Raw genomic sequence first — 22,140 nt, 5'->3', positions numbered from 1 at the left:
CCAAAAGAACAATCTATGTTCGTCAAAACATGTCGTACTAATTATTTTACACTATATTTAGTACATCGTCATCAATTGACGAACACACTAAATACATTTGCTACTATGTCCAAATATCATATTTCAAGACGACTACAGTTTATTATTCAATTTATCTATGATGAAACTTATGCTTCTAAAGAGCGTATTTTAGAGTTTTTAAACGATAAAGATTTTAACATATCGTCACGTACATTAGAACGTGATTTCGAAAAAATAAAATCCGATTTTGGCATTGAACTTACTTATAACAAACAACACAACGGCTATTATGTTGATAAAGAAAAAAGTGTAAAAGTTGCATCGTTCTTTAAGTTTTTAGAGTTAGTATCATTGGCTGATGTATTTGCTGATGGTTTAAAAAACAACACCAGTACTTTAGATTATGTGCAATTTGACGACTCATCAAACTTAAAAGGACTAAATAACCTTGAGACAATATTAATGGCCATTAAACAAGAACGTGATTTAGAGTTTACACATCATAATTTTTACTTTAAAACCTACAAAGAGAAAGTTATCACTCCAATTATCGTTAAAGAATACATAAACCGATGGTTTGTTATTGGAGTTCCCAAAGGTGAATATGAGATTAGAACCTATGGCATAGAACGTATTTTTAATATAAAGCTTGGAAAATTATCTACCATTGAACGCGCTCCGTATCTTGAACAAACCAACCGTTTTAAAAATATCATTGGATTACGATATACTGACGATAAACCTGAACACATTGTACTGAAAGTTTCAGATTTACATTTAAAATATTTAGAAAGTTTACCATTACACCATTCCCAAAAATCAAAACCGCATACTGATGATGGCTTTGCTATTGTTACTTATGACTTAATTCCAAACTATGAGTTTATAATTGAAATATTAAAAATGAGTATAGAAACTGAAGTATTAGAGCCACAATGGTTTAGAGAACGCATCAAAAAAGAAGTTGAACAGATTTATAAAAAGTATACAAACAAATGAATATCTTATACCTACACGGATTAAATGGCAGTTTAAAACCAAAAAAACGCAACATACTTGAAGCTTACGGAACTGTTATTGCGCCTTCTATTGATTATCAGAATAACTCTAATGCTATTTCATGGCTTTACGACTCATATGCAGACAAAAGTATTGATGTTGTTATAGGTAGCAGCATGGGTGGATTTGCAGGATTTCACTTAAGTAAGTTATTTCAAGTGCCTGCATTGTTGTTTAATCCAGCTTTAGCTAAAAGAAGTGTACCTCAACATATAATTGAAACTCCTCAAAACAACAATACTAGTATAGAAATTGTATTAGGAGCGAAAGACACTGTTATCAACCCCAAAGACACACTGTCTTTTTTAGGTAATGGCTTTTCACAAAAGCAGCTTTATAAGCTAACTATTTTACCTGATTTAGAACATAGAATCCCTGTTGCTGTTTTTGAGGAAATGGTAAATCGTTTCTTTTTATAACTAATTGACAAACTAAAGCTTTAACCTTCTCATAAAACATGAGTTAACAACTTAAAAAACACAATGAAACCGATTTAAGACTTTCATCGCTTTGCGTGTGGGAAGAAACGAATTACTTTAGTGAAAAAGAATGTGCTGTTTTAAAGTTTACTGATGTACTCACCAGACTAGAAAGACAACCTATTTCTGATAGTGTTTTTAACCCTTTACTAGAGCATTTTACTAAAGCAGAAATTGCACAACTTACACTGGCAATATCACAAATTAATACTTGGACAAGACTCATGAAAACCTTTGGGTTTACACCTGGGAATTTTAGGGTTGAAAATAATTGAGCTAAATAAAAAAGCGACGCCTTTTGGTGTCGCTTTTCATTAGAAAATTAATCAGTCCAATTATATAGTCCTTTTCTAGATATGAATTTTGAATAATTATAATTTCTGGATGCAAATGCTTCCTTAATTCCTACATCTAATATAGGTTCGCTATATTCATGCTTACCTTTCTCATTACTAAAAAAACGACCTGCAGGATCTATCATTACATAGCTATTGGTAATATCATCATTACATTCTGGCACAATACTTTGAATATTCTTATGCCTACTTATGAACTCTGAAAATTGAGTTTCAGAAATTTTAAATTCATCAACTTTGTCATCATTCTGTCCTTCTATTGGCAATACTTGTAATACTTTCCAACGTTTAGGGTTTGTTTGATTAATAAATACATTGAAATCTTCTTTATAATTATAAGCGTTTACAACTGTATTTATTTTTAGTCCATAACCGTACTCCTCAATTTTCTTGATTAAATTGATATAATACGCTTTTGTTAAGGGCTTTTTACCTGTTATAGCTCTTCCTATTTTTAAATTTGTTCTAGAATCCAAACTATCAATACTTATAGCAATCCAATCTAAATATTGTTTATTCTGAGCTAAAAACTGATTAGTTAACCTGCTTCCGTTACTAACAATCATAGTGGTTAATCCTTTGTTTTTAGCTTCTCGAATCAACTCGGGCAACCATGGACATAATGTTGGCTCTCCTCCTGCAAAGGTTATTTTTTCAAAACCAGCTTTAGCAATTTCTCTTACCACTTTTAAAGCTTCTTCTTTTGGTAAATGCCCTTTTGGCAAAATAGTTTGTTTGACATCTTGAAAGGTTGCAAAGCAAAATTTACAACGCATGTCACAAGGTTCCCATAAATGAAAATTGATGCTTGGGATAACTAATTGAGTGTTCATATGAAATAGTTTAAAGTTGAGCTTACGTAAAGCAGACTATTTCATAAATTGCACTCTAATTATTTAAATTTAGCTTTCCTATATTATAGAATGTATCTTCTGTAACAAACTGTGTAAAATCTGACAATGAATTAAATTTTAAATTCTCTAATGCCATATAACGCTTGGTATTGACCAAATCTTGATAACTAACTCGAAATACTCCTTCCTCGATAGTATTAATTTTTTCAAATGCAGTCGTCACATACCATAAATGTATTTTTTTACCCGTATTAATATTCTCTTTTGCCTCCGTAAGTTGACGTATTGCTGTTCTATCTTGGCTAGTTTGATTATGCAACTCTAGTGTATTTGTTTTTTGAGTAGTACGTTTTAATTGTATTAAAATAATATTCCAATCATCCTCCATTACTACATCTACATCTCCATGCTTTTGATTATTGGATTTTTCGTAGGTTTTCCAATTTTCACCTTTATACATTTCAACTAGTTGAGTTTCTATTCTGCTACCATTTTGAGGTTGAAAATTTCTTAAAATAGATTCCGAAATGGTATATAAACCAGTAAAACTTGTCAATACACTAAAAGGGGAAATAACAAAGTCTCCAATTTGAATGAATGGCTTCTGCCATAAACTTACTTTTTGGCTTAACCTACCTAATATATTTTTACTTCCTTCATATGAAAATAAATCAAGAAATCTAAAAAACTCTTGCTCATCACATTTTACACCAGCATTAATAGCAGAGTTAAACAGCTCATCTTTTCTAGAAATAAGTACTAATTCTGCAACTTTTCTTTTGGCTATGAGTCTCATTATTGCTTCACCATAAGTATTTAATCCTTTTTTTGTTAGCTCTCGTAAAGGGTTCTCGAAGGTTTCTAATTTCCGCCAAGCTATACCATGAAGAAATGAAATTATAACATCAAGCGTTGGTAAAGCGTTATGCATTAAGTCCTCATCTCGAATCCCTAAATCATAAACAGCTTGTTTTATGGCTAACTGTCTTGAGTTTCCAAGTTGGTTATTTGTACTTATATTATCATTAACAAATTTGATTTCGTTTTCATTTTTAAGTTCAGCAAACTGTAGTTCTCCATAGTTATAATATGTTTGCTCATTTACTTTATATCTTAATTCATCATTGCTCCATTGCTCATTAAACTCTTTACTTCCACTAAATATTAGATTGTTTTTAGAATCAATGGTTACTTTTAAACCAGGTTCAAATACATATCTATTAATATAGTCTAATAACAGAATATGTTGGTATGCGCAAGAGAATAACTTTTGACCTCTATCAAATATTACACAGTCAAAATATATTTTAAATAATTCTTCATGTGTAACTTTAACTGATTTTAAATCGTGTTTTTCTTGAGTTATAGCGACCAACCAGCTTAAAGTTTCACCTGCAAACTGCCATCTTAAATTATCATTAGGATTTTTGAAAATAAAAGTTTCAAATGAAGCTAAAAGAGTCATTAATACCTCTTGAGGTTTGGATTCAATATTTGTAAACTCTCTTTTAATAGCTTCTAAAGAAGCTTCAAAACGATTAAAAATATTATTCCATATTTCTAATTCTTTTTTAATAGAGCTAGGAAAATCATTGCTCTGAATAAAGTCGAGTCTCTCTTTATTTAAAAATACTTTTTCATACTTATAACCTAAACAAAAAAGTTTAGGGTTGTTATGAGCTACGTATAACTCAAACTCTTTTAAAGGTTCTTTTTGAGTTCTCAAATAAAATCGCCACAGATTTAAAGCATATTTTTGATTAAGCCAATCTGTCCGTTTTGTTATAAGAAAATTGTTATAAAAAAAAGAATCGTAGAAGAATGGGTTTTTATAATTCCTTTTGTTTCGTTTTCGCTTACCTTTTGAATCTGTATACCATTTTACAAATTCATTAAAAGATAAATTCCATGCAGCTTCATAAGCCTCATAAAAATCTTTATTACTATAAAGATTTTGAGCCTCTCGTTTGTAGTCTAATTGTTTCATGATAAACAAGTTTAAAGTTGACTATACGTAATAGTGCTTGTTTATCACTGTCACAAATATAACATTTTTCATCAAACCAAAGACCATATTTACTTATTAATAGAAGACATTCGCTTCATAGTATCAAAAAAGGCGCGATAAAATGCATCATCTTTAGCATACAATTTATACAATTCTAGTTCTTGTTTACGTTGCTGACGCATTACTTCATCAAGAATTTTCTTAAAAGCCAAATCACTGTTTTGTTGGTCGGAATTGCTCACCACTTTCTCTTCAAAATCAGGATGCGCTTGTACGGATTTAGTTAAACTTATAAACTTTACACGTTGGTCGTCTGGTGTAGCCTCCCAACCTTGAAACCAACGTTCATTAAAAGATTGAATAATCAAATCTAAAGGGTCTTTTTCCTCATCGGTACCGTGCGCACCTCTTGGATTTGGGTTTTGAGGATCTACTTCGGTTTCTGAAGCATCTAGCTCAATACTTGTATTCAATTTTACGCGTTCTAAACCGTATGTGGATAAATCAATAGATTCTAACAATTCGTCTAAACCTTCAATATCTTTATTTTTAACTGGTAGCTTAGGAATTAGGAACTTTAAGAACCAAAACAGCTTTTCCCAGTTCAAAATTTCAAAGGGAAGAATGGATGCCATTTGTCCATAAATCTTGACGAATTGTTTTGCCTTTATTTTAAAATCGGCTTTTTCATCGTCTTCTAATTCCAACTCGTGAATAAACCGTTCGGATGCTTTTTCAATTATCGGACTTAATACTTGTGCATCTTCTTTATTGAAAAACTTCTCGTTAAAATCTTCTACTTCACTCCATTCATACACACCAACATCGTCCAATACATCTTTTAATTCGTGTAGTACATTAACATCTGTGGTATCGGTTAAAGAAGTTGCGGTATAGAACGGGTCGAATGAATTTTTAATATCATCGGTACTATTGAAGAAGTCTAACACAAACACATCTTCGGTACGTTTGTTATACTTAAGTGCTGCACGGTTTAATCGAGATAGGGCTTGCACTGCCAATACACCTTGTAACTTTTTATCGACATACATCGCACAAAGCTTTGGTTGATCAAAACCTGTTAGGTATTTATTGGCAACTACTAAAATGCGATAGTCGTCTTCATCAAATTTATGTCTGGTATCTTTTTCTGCAAAGCCATTCATTTCGGCTTCTGTGTATTCTATTCCATCTACTTTTTTGGTTCCTGAAAAGGCGATTGCGATTTTAAACGGATTGCCTTTATCGGCTATAATTCTTTTTAAAGCTTTGTAATACTTAATAGCGGAAACAATACTTTGTGTTACTACCATTGCCTTTCCTTTCCCTTTTAATCGTTTTTTGTTCACGATGTTGGGAATAAAATGGTCTAGGATAATTTCTGCTTTGGTATTAATGGTTTGTTGGTCTTGCTCTACATAGGCACGTAACTTTTTCTGCGCTTTGGTGGAATCAAACAAGGGATTGTCTTCTATAGATTTTGAAATTTCATAGTAGCTCTTTAAGGTGGTATAATTCGCCAAAACATCTAGAATAAAACCTTCTTCTATGGCTTGTTTCATTGAATATAGATGAAATGGCTTTCGTCCTACGCCATCTTCTTTGACGGTACCAAACTTTTCTAGTGTAATTGGTTTTGGAGTTGCGGTAAAGGCTAAATAACTAGCATTGCCACGCATTTTACGCGATTGCATTGCTTTGATGATTTTATCTTGGGCATCATCTTCTTCCTCTTCTGCTATTTGTTTACCCATCGCACGATTCATATTATCGTGTGCCGAACCACTTTGGCTAGAGTGTGCTTCATCAATGACCACAGCAAAACGCTTTTCGCTTAAATCGGAAATACCCTCAATGATAAACGGAAATTTCTGAATAGTAGTAATGATAATCTTTTTGCCCTGTTCTAAGCTATCTCTCAACTCTTTAGATGAATAGGCTGGTGCAATGATATTTTTTACTTCCGAAAAATTGGCAATATTATCGCGGATTTGTTTGTCTAACAAACGTCTATCTGTTACCACAATCACCGAATCGAACAAGGGTTGTTCTACACTTTTTGCTCCTGGTACATTTTCATTTACTGGATAAGTCTCAATCAGTTGATAGGCTGCCCAAGTAATGGAATTGGATTTACCAGAACCAGCAGAATGCTGAATTAAATAGGTTTGTCCGACTCCTTTTTCGCTAGCGTCTGCAATAATTTTACGTACCACATCCATTTGGTGGTATCGTGGAAAAAACAAGGTTTTGGTGTTTAGTGGGTCTTTTTTCTTACCATCTAATCGTACAAAATGCTGAATAATATTGGCTAAACTTTCTCTTGTAAATACCTCATCCCATAAATATTGGGTTCTGTGACCGGTAGCATCTGCGGGTAATTCAGGATTTCCTTTTCCGTTTTTGTTGCCTTTATTGAACGGTAAAAAGAAAGTGGACTTCCCATCGAGTTTAGTCGTCATATAGGCTTCATCGGTATCGACTGCAAAGTGTACAATGCAACGTGCAAACTGCAACAACGGTTGTTTAGTATCGCGTTGCGTTTTGTATTGGTGCTGACCGTGAACACGAGCGTTTTGCCCTGTCCACGCATTTTTAAGCTCCATAGTGACTAATGGCAAGCCATTGACAAACAACACCAAGTCTATTTCTTCTCTTGGGTTGTCTGTGCTGTAGCGTAATTGTCTGGTTACACTAAATTTATTACTCTCAAAATTGTCTTTTACTTGTTGGCTGCTACTAGCCAATGGCGACTCGTAAAACAAGGTAAAATGCGCATCATCTACTTCCAAACCTTTTTTTAGCAAATGCAATACCCCGTATTTTTTTATCATACGGTCAAAACGATTTAGGATTTTAAGTTTCCAATCGGTTTGTTTTTGTAGTTTTTCTAGCTCTTCTTTTTGGGTGCTTTGTAAAAAATCCCAAAAGAACTGCTCGTCTATGGCAAATTGGGCATTGAAATTGCTCGGTTGCCCAATGTAATAGCCTTTACCTGTTTGGTAGATTTCTGCATCTTCGTTTACAGCATCTATAGGAAGACCTTGTTGTTTTAGATCTTCTAAACAAGTGCCAGTTAAGTGTTTTTCTATAGCTGCTTCTAATGCTTGTTCGTTGGTTTGGCTATGCATTGCTAAAGTTTTTTAGTTTGTCCTTCATCATTTCTGTATGAATTCTTATTTCTTTTTCTTCCCAATTACCCTCTTCCATCATTAATTGTTGCTTTAAACTATCTGCCCCAACTTTATAGTAATAATCTTTTTTTGCTGAAGGCATATGATTACTCAATCTAGAGTTTTTACTGCTGCTAATCAAACATAAGTTCCCAAATAAATCGTAGATATCAGATTCAATTTTATGTTCTTTTGATATAGGATTTTGAGGATAATAATGTTCTACAGAACTTCTAAATGTAAATTCAAAATTTACATTTTTTTCTTTCCATAAAATATAATCTAAGTAATTAAAAACAAAGTTTTCTACAGCTGTTCCGTTATCTAACTTATCAAAGTTATATTTTAAAATAACTTTATTAGTAGCTATTGCATTGTTTTTATAAATAATATCAAAATAATCTATAGGTTCTTCTACTGCTATGTATCTATCATACAAATAGCATTCTGCTAAATTTTGTAAATACGATTGATATTCAATTGCATTTATTTCTTCTTGATAAAACAAATAATATAAAGCTGCATTTAACCAATGTTTGTATACTAATGTTGGTGTTGAAACGTGAAACATAGCTAACAGCATTAATATATCTCTATTTAAAGCTTCGTCATTTTCAAAAACATTTACATAACTAACTTTATTTCCGTTATACCATTTTAGCTTTTTTAAACTCCACTGATCTTTTTCTCTAATAAACTCTCGCTTAATAATGTATTGATCAAATAGATGTTTTGCTTTTAGCAAACTAAACCCAAAATCTTTAACAAACTGCAATTGCTTTTCTTTATCTGTATTTTTAAGAAAACCATCAAAAGCATAAATTAATCTTTTATCATCTAAGGCTATATTGGTTTTTGTTTGTACCCGTAAAACGTGTAATAAAAAGTTAGAAAAATTAATAACCGAATTAAACCGCTCGGGTGCATCTTCGTTTTCTCCTGTATTATTTTCAAAAGAACCTTTAAATGCAATAATTTCTTGCATTGTAAAATCTGTTTCGGTGGTATCTTTTGTATCATTAAAAATACAATCTGCCAAAGTGTCTAAAGAAGTTACACTTAGTTTGTTCCAATTACCCGCTGTAAAAACAGCATCTCTTTGTTTTGTAGTGAAACCGTATTGCACGTAGCGTTCCATATCTGCACAAGCTTCCCAAACCGTATTAAATGTATAGCTTAATTTTTCATTATCTTTTAATACTTCAAGCATATTTGCTTTTAATATCTCGTGTTTTTCTAATTGCTCGCCACGATTGTTCATTATTTCAAAATAATGATTCAAATCTGTTTCTTCGGGCACAGATACACGTACCAAATGTACCTTATTGGTTAAATAGTTATAAAACTTTTCTATTTTATCTGATGTATCTAAAAAACGTGTTAGTACTTTTTCCGCATCAAAATAGCGTTGTTTTATATTTACATTGTAGTCTTTATTTGGTATAAATGTAGCTTCTGTATTTTGATGATTATTAATAACTGCTAAAGTTTCAGTAGATTTTTTTCGACTATCAAAAGTTAAGTTTAATTTATAGTTAATTTTAGAACTTAGCTCAATCTTATATTTACGATGTAAGGCATTTAATAAAATATTCAAAGTGGTTAAACGCTGTTGACCATCTATGGTTTCATACGTAATTTCTCCATCTAAATGACGTTCATATACTACCAATGTACCTATATAATAATTGGTTTTAGTTTTTTCATCATCAAAAGCATAATCACATACATCTTGTATTAATTGTGTTATTTCTCCTAATCCCCAAGTATAATTTCTTTGGTAGATTGGTATTACATAAGATTCTTTTCTTTCAAATAAATCTTTTATAGAGAAGGATGGAATTTCTTTACGCATAAATATAATTCATTTTAGAAAAGATGTTTTTAATATCTTCTGTTTTAGCTGAAGAAACTAAACTAGATTGATCTAGTATCTGAATTTGAGTATTTAAAAAATCACTTGGTTTTAGTGCATCTTTTATAGTTTTAAAAACAAAAGGGTAAGACAACGCATAATTATCTATAGATGCTAATTGCACACTATGGTAAGTTAAACGTACTGTATATGCCCAAATAAAAATACGTTCTATAGCGCGTTCTATTTCTACAACACCAAATTTATCTATATAGTAAATTAAAGCACAATCAAACAAATTGCGAACATACTTATCTCCTGTTCTGTTTTTACCTGCATAATTATCTATAGTATGTAAAATTTGTTGAGCTAAACTGTTGTCTTGTGCTGTAACTTTTAGTTGTTTTATTACTGTTACATAATGGTTAATCATTTCAAAAAAACGTTTTCCGTTAATAACCACTTGGTCTAACTGAAACGGATATGACATAGTATTACCATCTATTTTTCTATTAAAATCTTGATTATAGCCCTCTACATAAAAATGACTAATGCGATATATACTTGCAAAAGGATAAGGTTCTTTTACACTTGGACTAATGCCTTTAAAAATATCGACATCATTTTTGGTAAACCTTCTTGCTATTTTTGAATTTGCCCAATTTTTAATACGATATAGATAATTAGCAAAGGTGTTTTTTAATTCTTCTAATGGCATATCTTCCCAATTATCTACGGTATGAATACGTTCTATTTCAGAAGTATTATCCATCATTTCACGTAAATGAAATGCCTTTAACAAATCGTGCGGTGCTAAATCTACACCACGTGCGTTTTGAGAATCGAAAAATTGAAAAGCTTCTGATATATCTTTTAAAACAACTTTTACCACTTCGCAACGCTCATAAAAAAACTGTACGGTTTCTGCATCAAAATCTACAATTCTGCGTTGTATTTCTAAATAATTATCTCTTATATTATTTTTACTTTGCTCGTTTTTAAAAGAAAGTTTATTGGTAATATTTAAATCTGGTAAACTAATTTTAGATGCTTTTAATTTTGAAACTAAAGCCTTATTATTTTGAATAGCCAAGCCAATTAATAAAACCGTTATGGTGCGTTGCTGCCCATCTACAATGTTTAGTTTTTGGTTTTCATCTAAATGATACACAATAGTCCCTATGCGATAAGCAGGTTTTTGTTTAAACGCCAAAATATCGTCTAATAATTGGTTTACATTTTTTATTGACCATTTATAAGGACGTTGATAGTTAGGTATCTCTACATTACCAGTATTTACCAATTGTTTAATGGTAATTATTTCTGGTTTTATTCTTGTATTTATTGCTGGGGGATTTTTAGTCATACTCTACATCATTTTAACTTTATAGTTAACCGCCTCTACACATAAATTACTGGCATCCCCTTGTAAGATTAAAACATCTCCTTTTAAAGTTTCATCATTAAAATTATATACACGATATATGTAATAATTATTCTTTTCTTGTATGCTGCGCTCCATCTCGTTTCTAGTAATATAGAAAGGTGTGTTTTTATTGCTCTTAGTAGCTTTAACCTCAATATACATTTCGTTACCATCCATATCGAAAGACAAGACATCATACCCTAAACCGTCACCTTGTTCTTTGGAGTGATGTGCTACTCTTTTTGCCAAATTCTCCATATTTGCATTAAGCAATTTTTGTTTTTCCAATTGAATTATAAAGAGCTCGCCTAAATCGCCAATACGCTTGTTTTCTTTGTTATTTTGTAAATGGTTTGTAATACTACCTGTAAAGTTTACATTAGTATTTTCTACTGTTACTTGATTAGTTCTTCTAATTTCAATGGTTACCTGATTGTTATCTTCCTGTTCAGCATCATCGTTATCTAGTAATTGAATATGCTGTACACTAGAATATATTATATCTTGGGTTAAAATATGGTAACCTTCATCTATGTAACAGTCCTCTGTTAGTCTGCCATGATGTAATCTTAAAAGTTCTTGGTCGACAGATACGATGTGATTCATTTGTTTACAAAGGTTTTCAAAATGAGAAATATTTTCTATTCTACCCTTAACAGGTATGTAAGGATAATCGACTTGAGTAGCAAACTTTTTAAACATACCGAACTTGTATAAGAAATAGCGTTCGGGATATTTTAAAACCAAATATACCATTACCGCTCTATGATCTTGGTAATGGTTATTAACCTCAAAATTTGCATTAACAATTTGTATTATGCCAAGCCTAAAATCTTCAATTCTATCAAACAAATGCATTTCTTCATTATACAAATCTTTAAAAAGTGCTCTTACTACTTCTGGTTCAGACAGCGCACTTTCTAACAACATTCTCTTGGGGTAGTACAAACCAGAATCTAATAAATTAAAAGTCTGACTTAACGCTTCTTGTAACATTGAGGCAAAATCTTCTGCATCAATATCCCAATAGTCTTGAAAATGCTTTACAGCTTTCCATTTATACAATTCTTGCTGGCTTATTTCTTCAAATTGTTCTTTATAAGCTTCTATATAAGCCCTTACTACTTGCTGATTCATAATTTATTTAATAGCTTTTGTTTAATCACTTTTATATCCTCTAGCTTGTTTCTAACTAACCGCTTATTACTGTAATGTTCAAACTCTGAATAATCGAAAATAATAAGTTTAATACCTTTTTTTGGTAATTCAATTCTTCTGCGTTCATCATATCTTTTTCGTTGTTCTCCTCTACTCATTCCTGAAACTGTCATGCGCTTATCAAAATGTAGTACAGCTTCTGTATGCTGACGCTCATAATATTCAACAACAAGATTTAAGCTTATGTAATAGGCATCTACAGGTAATTTAACTCCTGTATCACCTTTTAAAAAATCAAAGCGATGTTGCCTTGATGCTTTTAATTTTAAAACCTCATCACACAAGTCAATAATATAAGCTTCATCACTTTGTTTTTTAGGTTTTGAAGTATTAGAATCTTTTACTGGTTTTTTAATTACTTTAGTATTGTTGATAGGCTTAGATATACTAGCTGAAGTTCTTTCACTACTTATAGTAATAGTATTTCTAAAATCCTGTACAGTATAACCACCACGCAAACCAAAATCTGAGGCATAAAAACCAAGTTTTCTTATTTTGTTTCTAATACCTTTTTGTTTAACCGAATCCGCTTTTAGTTTTAATTCAATTAACTTTTCAATTTCTTTAGCTTCTTCTAATGTGAATTGTGACCTACCTTTCATACCAACAAACCTTTAACTTACTTGTTTACCACGCTATAGATTAAACTACTTTTATTTTCTTTCATATTGTTCTACAAATACCTATCTGTTAAATAATCAACATAGTCCTCATTCCCTTTATAAAAGTTCTTGGACAAATTAATAATAACCTCTTGGTAGGTAATATGCCTAAAGTGTATCCTGTCTGCTTTGGCAATGTCTGCAAATGCTTCTATTTCCTTTCTATGTTCTGCTCCATCCATTCCAACAACATCATACCATAGGTAAAGTAATTTGAAGCCTGTTTTCCCTTTTTGTTTTTTCAATCCCAGAATATGCTTAATGAGTTGAGAAGCATCTAGATATTTAAACTTACTATTGTTTTGGGAAATTTCACTTGCTAGCTTTTTCAAATTAGTTAATCCATTCCAGAATGAGTTTTCGGTTTTATATCTTTCACTGAGTCCTTTTATGTTTTTACTGTAGGGTTCTGTAAATTTAGACTCTATGGCATAAACTATATTGTTATGTTCTATGACAACATCTAAATTAGGCTTACGTGGGAAGGTTTTCTTGTCTTCGCTTATTTCAAATTTTTGCTCAAACGTTACGGCATTGGGCTGAATATTTGAATTAAATGGCCTTTTATTAATCAATTTACATGCAGAAAGTATAGGACTTACATCTTTTTCTTGCCAATATTGAAACACGTTAACAGGCAGTGCCGAAGAGGAGTGCAACGCTTTCATTTTAGCCAATCTAGTTGCAGTGTCTTTTGTTTCACCACCATCACCCTCATCAAAACATTTTTGCGTTTCTGCTGATAACTTGTTATTAAAAATATTTAAAGATAAATCCTGAACATAATTCTTTTCTCCTCTATTTGGTTTAGTACCACCAACTAATTGGAAACCTTGCCTTTTTGCCCAATTTTGCTGTTTTGACTGTATGTACTTTATCCCATTCATAAATCTATCTTTAACACACCCTAACCTTACCCGTTACCACACTATTTATTAAACTACTTTTATACTGTTGCATTTTTTTTCTTTTGTTTTATTACTTATTCAACACCTTCAACTTTTTAATTCTCATCAAATTTCAAATCTATTGACTTTAATCGCTTACTGACTCTTTTTTCGTGCCTGTTAAGAAAGAATTTAGTTTGCCATGTCCACCTTGGCAATGTTTTGGCAACACTATTTATCTCATCTATAAATGATAAATGTTTTTTAACTAAATCTTGAATACCAACGTTAATCTGTCTCCTAATTTCTTTTCGCTTCTTTGTACTAATTTTAGATTTACTCTCCAAACGAAGCGACTCATCTTCAAAATTTACAATAACATCATCACGTTCCATAAGAATATTAATAATGTTATTGGCTTGAATATCTTCATAGAGTCTGAAAATTTTTCTAAACTCTCCAAAGCTCTTATCCTCTAGTTTCTCTTTTGCAAGCTCTTTTAAAATTTCTTGGACATCTTTAATAAATCTATGGTAAGACAATATATAGTTGGCATAAGCAATACTTATCTGATCAAATGAAGGTTTATGAATAGATGTTAGCACAATTAAAGCACCTTCGTCTTTTTTATAAGTTTTAAAATAATCAGCTTCAGCTTTTTCATAATCACTGTAACTTGATAGCTTTGGCACACTATCTGAAGACAATTCAATCAAGAAGTACTTATCCCTGTGTCCAACATTTTGCCATTGTTTTTTTACAGTGTTAGAATTCTTTCTAAAGGTTTCTGCCAGCTTAGATATAAAATCATACTTATCTAATGTCCTGTAAAGAAAACTGGCCTCTTCAGGATTTAATTCTTTTTCACTTGAAACTAAATGATGAAACCTACCCAATGTAACATTGTTTTCATAGCCCTCTTCCTTCAGCCTTGTATTATATAGTACATCGGTAATTTCAACTAAAGTTGCCCAATTGTGCGTGTTTTTTGTTCTGATCTGAACTTCTACAACTTTACCAGATACTGGTTCTGTAATATAAACATGAAATGCTTGATAACCAATCTTTTTAGGGTTTTCAAAGTAATTCCTTACCTGACCACGTACCTGATACTTCTCTAGTATAAGATTAACCATTTTTCTTGCTGATACCTCATCATCAAAAATGATGCGTATACCAGCAATATCCCACATTCTATTCAATTGCATTTTGGGTTTACGAATGACCTTATTTATAATCGTAGAAATCCTTTTTAATCTAAAAGCAATTATGGCCGATCTTTGAACCGTAGATTTATATTGGGTAAGCTCTTTAAAAGTTTTAAACAAGGGGTTTGTAAAAGAAAGTCTATGCGCCTGCAGTAAATCTAAATCATCATCAGAGATATGTTTTCCCTTTAAATTTCTTAAACGTTCACCTAACCTATTTATGTCTCCTCCTGTATACTTCATACCCCTAACAAACCCTAACCTTACCCGTTACCACACTATTAATTAAACTACTTTTATACTCTTGTAGCTTGCTTATTTCTTGCTCTTTTAGGCTAATGGCGGTTTCTATTTTAGACGATGCGGTTTCTATGTAGTTGGCGATTTCCTTTTGCTCGGAAAGTGGTGGGATGGGAATTAATTGATTTCCGATAAAATCAGAATTAGCTCTTGGCATTTTAGAACCATAAGTTGACGAATCAATAAGATTTATAAACTCAAAAGATAGCATTAATAAGTGAGTATATAAATTACTCATTGACTCGCTTGTTCGATAAACCAAAAATTCAGTAGTACAAATTCCTTTATTTTTAGCTAAATATACTTTAGCCAAATAAGGTCTTAATTTTCCAAAAAGTATATCGCTTTTTTCAAAATAGTTAGCAAGTCCTTCTGTTTCTGAATCACTTTCAATGAATTTTCCACTCCAAGATTCGATATTCTCCATACCAATATAATTGAGTGAGCTGTCCTTACTTAATATTTTTTCAGAAATTAACTTTGTTACAAACTTCAACCTCTTCACCTCCCAATGCTCCGGAATCTCGCCAATCCATTCTACACCAGAGTCTTTCATCTCGACTGCGCTCGATGTGACACCTTTTGTTACTGCTTTGTGTATGAGGATTTGTTTGCGTTCTTTTAATAGTGCTATTTGTTGCTGTTTTATGGCAATAGCTTGGTCTATTTTGGTGGTTTTGTCGTCTAAAAATTGGGCAATGGCGGTTTGTTCTGGAAGTGGTGGAAGCAATGCAAAACCATTCAATATCTTATTTTCAGAAATAGTATAAATTGTACTTCCAATTTTTTCCTTCATTAATTGAGTTTGAAATACTATGGAAAGAAATTGATAAAATAAAAACCTATTATCTGCCTTAACATTTTTCACAACTAAAATCTGCGGGTTTACCGTTGCCTTTTCAGGTAACTCTCTAACGTGTGCAATTTTACCAATAGATGCTGTTTTTACTATCAACAAATCACCAACTTCTACCATTATTTCCGGTGATTCATAATATTTATCCCAAGACAAATAAGAATTTTTGGTCCATTCTAAATTGGATTCTCCAAAATTAGAAGGGCTTATGGTAATTGCTCCACTACCTTCATCTACTAAATCATTTGTTGTATATCCTCTGAAACCTATTCTTCCAAAAACTTCCAAAAAAGACTTTAATTTTCTTATTTCCCAATGCTCAGGAATGTCTCTTAACCATTCTACACCAGAGTCTTTATAGCTGTCGTATCTTCGGCTACGCTCAGATACCGTATTTTTTTTATTTGCTGTTACTTTCATATTAAGCAAGGTTTAAAATATCTGCAATTAAACCATCGCTTTGTTGTTCTAGCTCCAAAATATCGGCAGTTACGTCTTCTATACTACGTAAAGGTGTATGCTTGTAAAAGTATTTGTTAAAGCTAATTTCGTAGCCAATTTTGGTGGTGTCTAGGTTTATCCAGGCTTCGGTTACGTGTGGCTGTACTTCGCGTTTAAAGTAGCTGTGTATGTTGTCTTTTAGCGGTACGTTTTCGGTGTCGCGTAGGTCGCTTTCGGTTTCGTAGGTGATGTAAGTTCCTTTCTTATTTTTTTGAGATTCTTCGCTTTGCTCTGAATGACAAATAGGATAATAGCCAAAGTCTGGTAAGTCGGTTTCTTCGCAATCTAAATGTTGTAAAAGTTGGGTGAGTTTATCGCCTGTAAGTTTTACGGTTTTTTTAATCACTTTTTCGGCTTCGGCATCGTACCAACTTACCGCATTTAAAATGGCTTTTTTCTCGCTGGTACCTAGTTTTAGCTTTTGGGCTTTGAGTTCGGCATCAATGTCTTCTACAAATACATTAAAGTCGTTGTATTCTTTATCGCCAAATACATTTTGTAAGGCTTTGGCAGCGGTTACCAATGCCAAATGTTTTTGCCAAGTGTCCTTTTTAGTGAGTTTGGTTTTATTGGCAGAAGACAGATTTAAGTCCTGTGCCTCGCACCATTCTAAAATTTGCTCCTTGAACTGTGCCGTATTGCTGTAAATAGCCTCGCCAAATTCTTGGTATGCCCATTGCATAGGTTCTAGCAAACGGCTATCAAAACGTAAAGTTTCTACACGCTCGTTGGTAAACTGTGCTTTTAAACGTTTTGGGCGTTCTATGGTGGCTTTGTAATAGCCAAAATCGGTATTATCAAAAACTTGTGCAGCTAAACTCTCTTCGCCTTCGGCTTCTTTATTTTCTAAATGGGTATAGCAGTTCACAATTTCGGTAATGTGCTCTGGTGTGAGTTCGCAGTTTTTATTCCCAAGGTTTTTACGAAGCTTTTTGTATAAAGCATTGGCGTCAATGAGTTGTACTTTACCTTTACGGTGTTCAGCTTTGTTATTGCTTAAAATCCAGACATAAGTGGTAATGCCAGTGTTGTAAAATAGGTTGTTGGGTAGTTGCACAATAGCTTCTAGCCAGTCGTTTTCTATAATGTAACGGCGTATGTTGCTTTCTCCACCACCAGCATCGCCCGTAAACAAGCTACTGCCATTATGTACAGAAGCAATACGTGTACCTGTTGCGCTTTGGTGTAGAGGTTTCATTTTAGAGACCATTTCCATAAGAAACAGTAATTGCCCATCGCTAGAACGTGGTACGGCATCTACATCTTCTAAAACGCTCCAATAATTTTTGAGTTGAATTTTAAAACGTTCGTCAATAACATCTTTACCATCCTTAATGTATTTCTGCTCACTCGCCCACGATTTTCCGTATGGCGGATTAGAAAGCATAAAATCGAATGTTTTTCCTGCAAATTCGTCGGTAGATAAGGTAGAACCCACACGTATGTTGGCTGGGTCGTTGCCTTTAATCATCATATCACTTTTACAAATGGCGTAGGTTTCGTCGTTTATTTCTTTTCCGAAGAGATACACATCACCCATAGCACGTATGCTGCCTTCTTCGTCTTTGATAAAGTTTTGGCTTTCGGTCAACATTCCTCCAGAACCACAAGCTGGGTCGTAAATGGTCATTACTGGCGGTAGGTTGTCTTTAATCGGGTCGAAAATGATGTGCGTCATTAGGTCGATTACCTCACGTGGTGTAAAGTGCTCTCCGGCTTCTTCGTTGTTTTCTTCGTTGAATTTTCTAATGAGTTCTTCAAAAACATATCCCATTCCTAAATTGGATAGTGCCGGTAATTTTCTACCTTCTGGGTCTTCTTTTTCAAAAGGTGTGAGGTTGATGTATGGTGAGGTAAATTTTTCCAATACATCTAACAATACATCTTTGCTCGCCATATGGCGCACTTGACTACGCAGTTTGAATTTTTCGATGATTTCTTTCACATTAGGACTGAAACCATTCAGGTAATCTTCAAAATTGGCTTGTAATATTTGTGCGCTATTGGTAGCGGTATCTTTTAATTGTTGTAGTGTCCATTTACTGGTGTTGTAAAACACATAGCCAGAAGCATCTCGTAGTCCGTTTTCATCCCATTCGGTAAAGCCAGCTTCATCACGCTGAAAAGCGAGTTCTTCTAAAACAGCTTCTTTGGTAGGTTCTAAAAGTGCATCTAAACGGCGTAAAACAATCATTGGTAAAATTACGTCGCGGTATTTACCACGTACGTAAACGTCTCGCAGGCAATCGTCTGCAATAGACCAGATAAAGGATACTAATTTATTGTGGGTTTGTTTGTTCATTAAAGTCTTTCAATTTTTTGGCTAATAAAATTAACATTAATTATAATTTTAGGCTAATAACAATCACATTTATAATCAAAAATATATTTGTGGAAACGTTTACCATAAGAATTAGAATCTCCATAACCTCCATTTTTAAAATTAGACCAATTTGTTGAAGGAATCCCACAAAATATATACGTATTAGTTTGATAGCTATATTCGCTTTTTTTAATTTTTGCTATCACATAAATGTCATAATCATAGGTGTAAGCTGTCACTTCATAAAGCCAGCTAGAATCTAATGTGTAACTCGAAAGCTTACTTTTACGGTATCCATTGTCTTGGATATAACTTAATAAATCTTCACAAGACGCTGTTTGCGATGTACCACTATATGAATTACTCGTAGGTACTCCACAACTACGTATATACTTCAAAGTATTATTTAATTCATCAACAGCATACCCCATATTATTTAATGCCTGATTAATATAATTATTAGCTTCGTTAAGATAATCACTTAAATAGTCGGCATCGGATGTATAACTCGCACTAGACAAACTACTTTCTGCATTAGATAGATTTCTTTTTGCATCATAAAAATAATCTTCAGCGTCTTCAGCTGCATTTTCAGCATCATAACAATTAAGATACCCTGCTTCAGTTTCTGCATCATCAGCTTCATCTTCAGCATAACCTAAATAACGTTTAGCGGAAGAAACTTCACTTTCTGCGTAATTAGCATATGATTGAACACCTGAAATAGATTCAGCATTAAAGGCATCAGAGATATATGATCTTGCATTCTTTAGTTTCTTAAAAGCATCTTGATAGTTCTCATAAGATTCTTCAATTGCTTCTGTTACATCAGAGACTTGAGAATACATACCTGAAAAAGAGATTAATAGACATAATACCAAAATTACTTTTGGATATTCTCGCATTACAATTTTCATTTCTAGATATAAAACAAAAGATTAATAAAAAAATAAAGCTAAATTTTATATTAGCCAATTAATGCTATTGGTACTTTTAAGGGAGAAGCATAAATATAGAATATATTTAGAAAATCTCTATATAGTATGCTTAAAAAATTATTTAATAGTTTTACGCCATATCATCTTTAAAAGATATATACTTGTTAAGTATACCTTTAAACAAACAAAAATTTAAAAACATGAAAGCCTATTTTTTTATTACAGTATTAAGTTTAGCATTATCATTTTCAGCAAATGCTCAAACAGAAAAATCTAATGAGCAAGAAAACATAGGTAACTTCACATATTACGAACCTATATTTGTTCATAAAAGCCCTAATAAACCAAACAAGCTATATGAGCGATTTGAAGAAATTTCTGTGATTGCTATAGATTCAGTGATAAATAGAAAAAAACCGCTTTATAACGTAAAAGAAAAATACAAAGCTAATCTAACAGCTACTGATAAAAACGAGCTAGTTACGCTATTTAAATCTAAAAACAAGAACTACACAGACTCTGACTTACCACATAGTTTAAAGGAAATTAGTACAGCTACAGATAACCGTTACGGAATGTTTTTTTTAGTTGAAACTAGAAGTAGCACTTCTCATGAAACAACACCTATTAGTAAAGTACAACTTGAAACTATAATTTTTGATTTTAAACAAAATGCGGTTGTGTTTTATAAAAAATCTAAAAACTTATCTCCTAAAGGTAATGGCGGCTATGCACATACTTTAATTAAAAATTTAAAGTATATAAATAGAGCTATTAGAAAACTTTAGAATGAATGCTTAATAAATGCTTTCTAAAATAAAAGCGAGCACCTTTTTTATTTAGTCCACCTGTAAACCACCTCTTTTCTTTCTATATCATAAAAAGGTTTTTGCCCCATATTATTTGGAGCCATATTTTTAATTTCGTGAAAACGGCCGTTTATTTCAGAAACTAGCTTTTTAATATCTCCTTTGGTCAAGGGTTTATTTTCATTTTTTGTAAGTAGAGATTTTAGACCATCAGCTGCTAATGTTCCTAAAGCTGCATTTCCTACACCTTGAAAACTCATTTGTTCTACTTTACTTTTTGTGTTCTCTAATGAGTTTTTATTTTTTTTATTTTGAAGAAAGTTTTTTGGTAATGCAGGAGTTGGTTTGACTACAACATCAGCTTCCTTTCTTTCTCTATATGCTTTTGAACGGCAACTATTGCAACAAAACTTTTGCACACGACGTCTTGAAGGTAAAAATTCTTCATAACAATAGTCACAGGTGTAATATTTTGAATCTTTCATTATGCGTAAATTAAACGTTCGATTTACGTTAAATTTTAATTTTTAATCAATATTAACTTTAAAAACAGTTTTTAATAGAAAACTTTCAGCATTTGTTCTCGTATCGTTTTTAAGTTTTTCTAATTGATTTTTCTTTTCAAGTTTTTTATCAGGTTTTCTACTTTCTACTTCTTGTGTATCTAAATTTACTGCAAGCGGTTTTATCTTTTTTAAAACAGTCTGTGTTGTTTGTTTATTAAAATTGTAAACTCTTGGAGGTATTTTAAATTTAGCTTCGAATATTTCTTTGTGTTGTATATAAAAATTATGTTGCAGTGTAAAAGCAGTTTTTTGATCATCTGTTAAATCTGCTATATCCTTTTCAATTTCATTACAAAACAACTCACTCATGTAAAGTAGAGATAAAACAAGCTCGTTATATTTTTCTATCACATATTCAAAACCTCCTTTACTACTTTGCTCCTTAAACTCAAATAACAGAAATATATTCTCTTCTAAATAAGATTTTTTTGGTAATACAAACTGCCCAAAAGATCCTTTGTAATTTCTTATCAGCTTTCCATTTTTATCAAATAAAAAAATGGTATTAATATCTTTAAGTACTGGTTCGGTTTTTGTAATCTTTAATAAATCAAAAACCGATTCTGGTAAATAAAACACACTAGCCTTTATTAAATTGGCAAAAGTTAATTTGGATACTTCTTTTAAACTATCTGTCATTC

18 protein-coding genes are annotated in these 22,140 nt (G+C 32.1%); 4 read left to right on the top strand and 14 right to left on the bottom strand.

All coding sequences use genetic code 11. The annotated features are described in order from the left end of the window. Positions 1–105: 105 nt before the first annotated feature. The 3 genes from ABD690_RS05960 to ABD690_RS05950 all read left to right on the top strand — a co-directional run bounded on the left by ABD690_RS05960 (position 106) and on the right by ABD690_RS05950 (position 1,834). Positions 106–1,020, top strand: a complete 915-nt coding sequence (locus ABD690_RS05960; protein WP_344728300.1) for a helix-turn-helix transcriptional regulator — start codon at positions 106–108, stop codon at positions 1,018–1,020. Continuing rightward, positions 1,017–1,499 (top strand): YqiA/YcfP family alpha/beta fold hydrolase, encoded by a 483-nt coding sequence (locus tag ABD690_RS05955; RefSeq protein WP_344728298.1) that lies wholly within the window; start codon positions 1,017–1,019, stop codon positions 1,497–1,499. Before ABD690_RS05960 ends, ABD690_RS05955 begins: the two co-directional genes overlap by 4 nt. Before the next feature lie 95 nt (positions 1,500–1,594). Continuing rightward, the gene (locus tag ABD690_RS05950) at positions 1,595–1,834 is read left to right on the top strand and encodes a carboxymuconolactone decarboxylase family protein (RefSeq protein WP_344728296.1); all 240 of its coding nucleotides are present in this window, start codon (positions 1,595–1,597) and stop codon (positions 1,832–1,834) included. A 47-nt stretch (positions 1,835–1,881) separates the two neighbouring features. On the opposite strand, the gene ABD690_RS05945 is transcribed toward ABD690_RS05950, so the two are convergent. The 12 genes from ABD690_RS05945 to ABD690_RS05890 all read right to left on the bottom strand — a co-directional run bounded on the left by ABD690_RS05945 (position 1,882) and on the right by ABD690_RS05890 (position 20,103). Beyond that, positions 1,882–2,748, bottom strand: a complete 867-nt coding sequence (locus tag ABD690_RS05945) for a viperin family antiviral radical SAM protein (protein ID WP_344728294.1) — start codon at positions 2,746–2,748, stop codon at positions 1,882–1,884. Positions 2,749–2,803: 55 nt separating this feature from the next. Then, entirely contained in the window at positions 2,804–4,756 is a 1,953-nt protein-coding gene (locus ABD690_RS05940; protein WP_344728292.1) for a hypothetical protein, read from the bottom strand. Between the two features lie 89 nt (positions 4,757–4,845). Continuing rightward, positions 4,846–7,908 (bottom strand): type I restriction endonuclease subunit R, encoded by a 3,063-nt coding sequence (locus tag ABD690_RS05935; protein ID WP_344728289.1) that lies wholly within the window; start codon positions 7,906–7,908, stop codon positions 4,846–4,848. Then, positions 7,901–9,805: a GmrSD restriction endonuclease domain-containing protein gene (locus ABD690_RS05930; RefSeq protein ID WP_344728287.1), complete on the bottom strand. Its 1,905-nt coding sequence runs from the start codon at positions 9,803–9,805 to the stop codon at positions 7,901–7,903. Before ABD690_RS05930 ends, ABD690_RS05935 begins: the two co-directional genes overlap by 8 nt. Continuing rightward, positions 9,798–11,171, bottom strand: coding sequence for a DUF262 domain-containing protein (locus ABD690_RS05925; RefSeq protein ID WP_344728285.1), 1,374 nt, complete (start codon positions 11,169–11,171; stop codon positions 9,798–9,800). Before ABD690_RS05925 ends, ABD690_RS05930 begins: the two co-directional genes overlap by 8 nt. A 3-nt stretch (positions 11,172–11,174) precedes the next feature. Next, on the bottom strand, positions 11,175–12,368 hold the full coding sequence (locus ABD690_RS05920; RefSeq protein ID WP_344728283.1) for a protein NO VEIN domain-containing protein: 1,194 nt from the start codon (positions 12,366–12,368) through the stop codon (positions 11,175–11,177). Beyond that, positions 12,365–13,051 carry a hypothetical protein gene (locus tag ABD690_RS05915; protein WP_344728281.1) on the bottom strand — a complete coding sequence of 229 codons (687 nt, stop codon included), beginning with the start codon at positions 13,049–13,051 and terminating at the stop codon, positions 12,365–12,367. The genes ABD690_RS05920 and ABD690_RS05915 overlap by 4 nt, the downstream gene beginning before the upstream one ends. Before the next feature lie 71 nt (positions 13,052–13,122). Continuing rightward, positions 13,123–13,998, bottom strand: coding sequence for a PGN_0703 family putative restriction endonuclease (locus ABD690_RS05910; RefSeq protein WP_344728279.1), 876 nt, complete (start codon positions 13,996–13,998; stop codon positions 13,123–13,125). A gap of 116 nt (positions 13,999–14,114) precedes the next feature. Further along, positions 14,115–15,449, bottom strand: coding sequence for a RelA/SpoT domain-containing protein (locus tag ABD690_RS05905; RefSeq protein ID WP_344728277.1), 1,335 nt, complete (start codon positions 15,447–15,449; stop codon positions 14,115–14,117). A 4-nt stretch (positions 15,450–15,453) separates the two neighbouring features. After that, positions 15,454–16,782, bottom strand: a complete 1,329-nt coding sequence (locus tag ABD690_RS05900) for a restriction endonuclease subunit S (RefSeq protein WP_344728275.1) — start codon at positions 16,780–16,782, stop codon at positions 15,454–15,456. A gap of 1 nt (position 16,783) precedes the next feature. Further along, on the bottom strand, positions 16,784–19,165 hold the full coding sequence (locus ABD690_RS05895; RefSeq protein ID WP_344728273.1) for a type I restriction-modification system subunit M: 2,382 nt from the start codon (positions 19,163–19,165) through the stop codon (positions 16,784–16,786). A gap of 53 nt (positions 19,166–19,218) precedes the next feature. Further along, positions 19,219–20,103 (bottom strand): hypothetical protein, encoded by an 885-nt coding sequence (locus ABD690_RS05890; protein ID WP_344728271.1) that lies wholly within the window; start codon positions 20,101–20,103, stop codon positions 19,219–19,221. 221 nt (positions 20,104–20,324) lie between these two features. Between ABD690_RS05890 and ABD690_RS05885 the strand changes: the two genes are divergently transcribed. Then, positions 20,325–20,912 carry a hypothetical protein gene (locus tag ABD690_RS05885; RefSeq protein ID WP_344728269.1) on the top strand — a complete coding sequence of 196 codons (588 nt, stop codon included), beginning with the start codon at positions 20,325–20,327 and terminating at the stop codon, positions 20,910–20,912. A 47-nt stretch (positions 20,913–20,959) separates the two neighbouring features. Here the strand turns inward: ABD690_RS05885 and ABD690_RS05880 are convergent, their stop codons facing one another. Further along, positions 20,960–21,418, bottom strand: coding sequence for a hypothetical protein (locus tag ABD690_RS05880; RefSeq protein ID WP_344728267.1), 459 nt, complete (start codon positions 21,416–21,418; stop codon positions 20,960–20,962). A 42-nt stretch (positions 21,419–21,460) separates the two neighbouring features. Further along, a complete protein-coding gene (locus ABD690_RS05875; protein ID WP_344728265.1) occupies positions 21,461–22,138 on the bottom strand; it encodes a hypothetical protein in 678 nt (225 codons plus the stop codon). Between the last annotated feature and the right edge of the window lie 2 nt (positions 22,139–22,140).

Source organism: Corallibacter vietnamensis (assembly GCF_039537875.1).
In the GTDB taxonomy this organism is placed as follows: Bacteria; Bacteroidota; Bacteroidia; order Flavobacteriales; family Flavobacteriaceae; genus Corallibacter; species Corallibacter vietnamensis.
The sequence above is the reverse complement of the archived record's forward strand: the minus strand, read 5'-3'. Positions and strand labels throughout refer to the sequence as shown.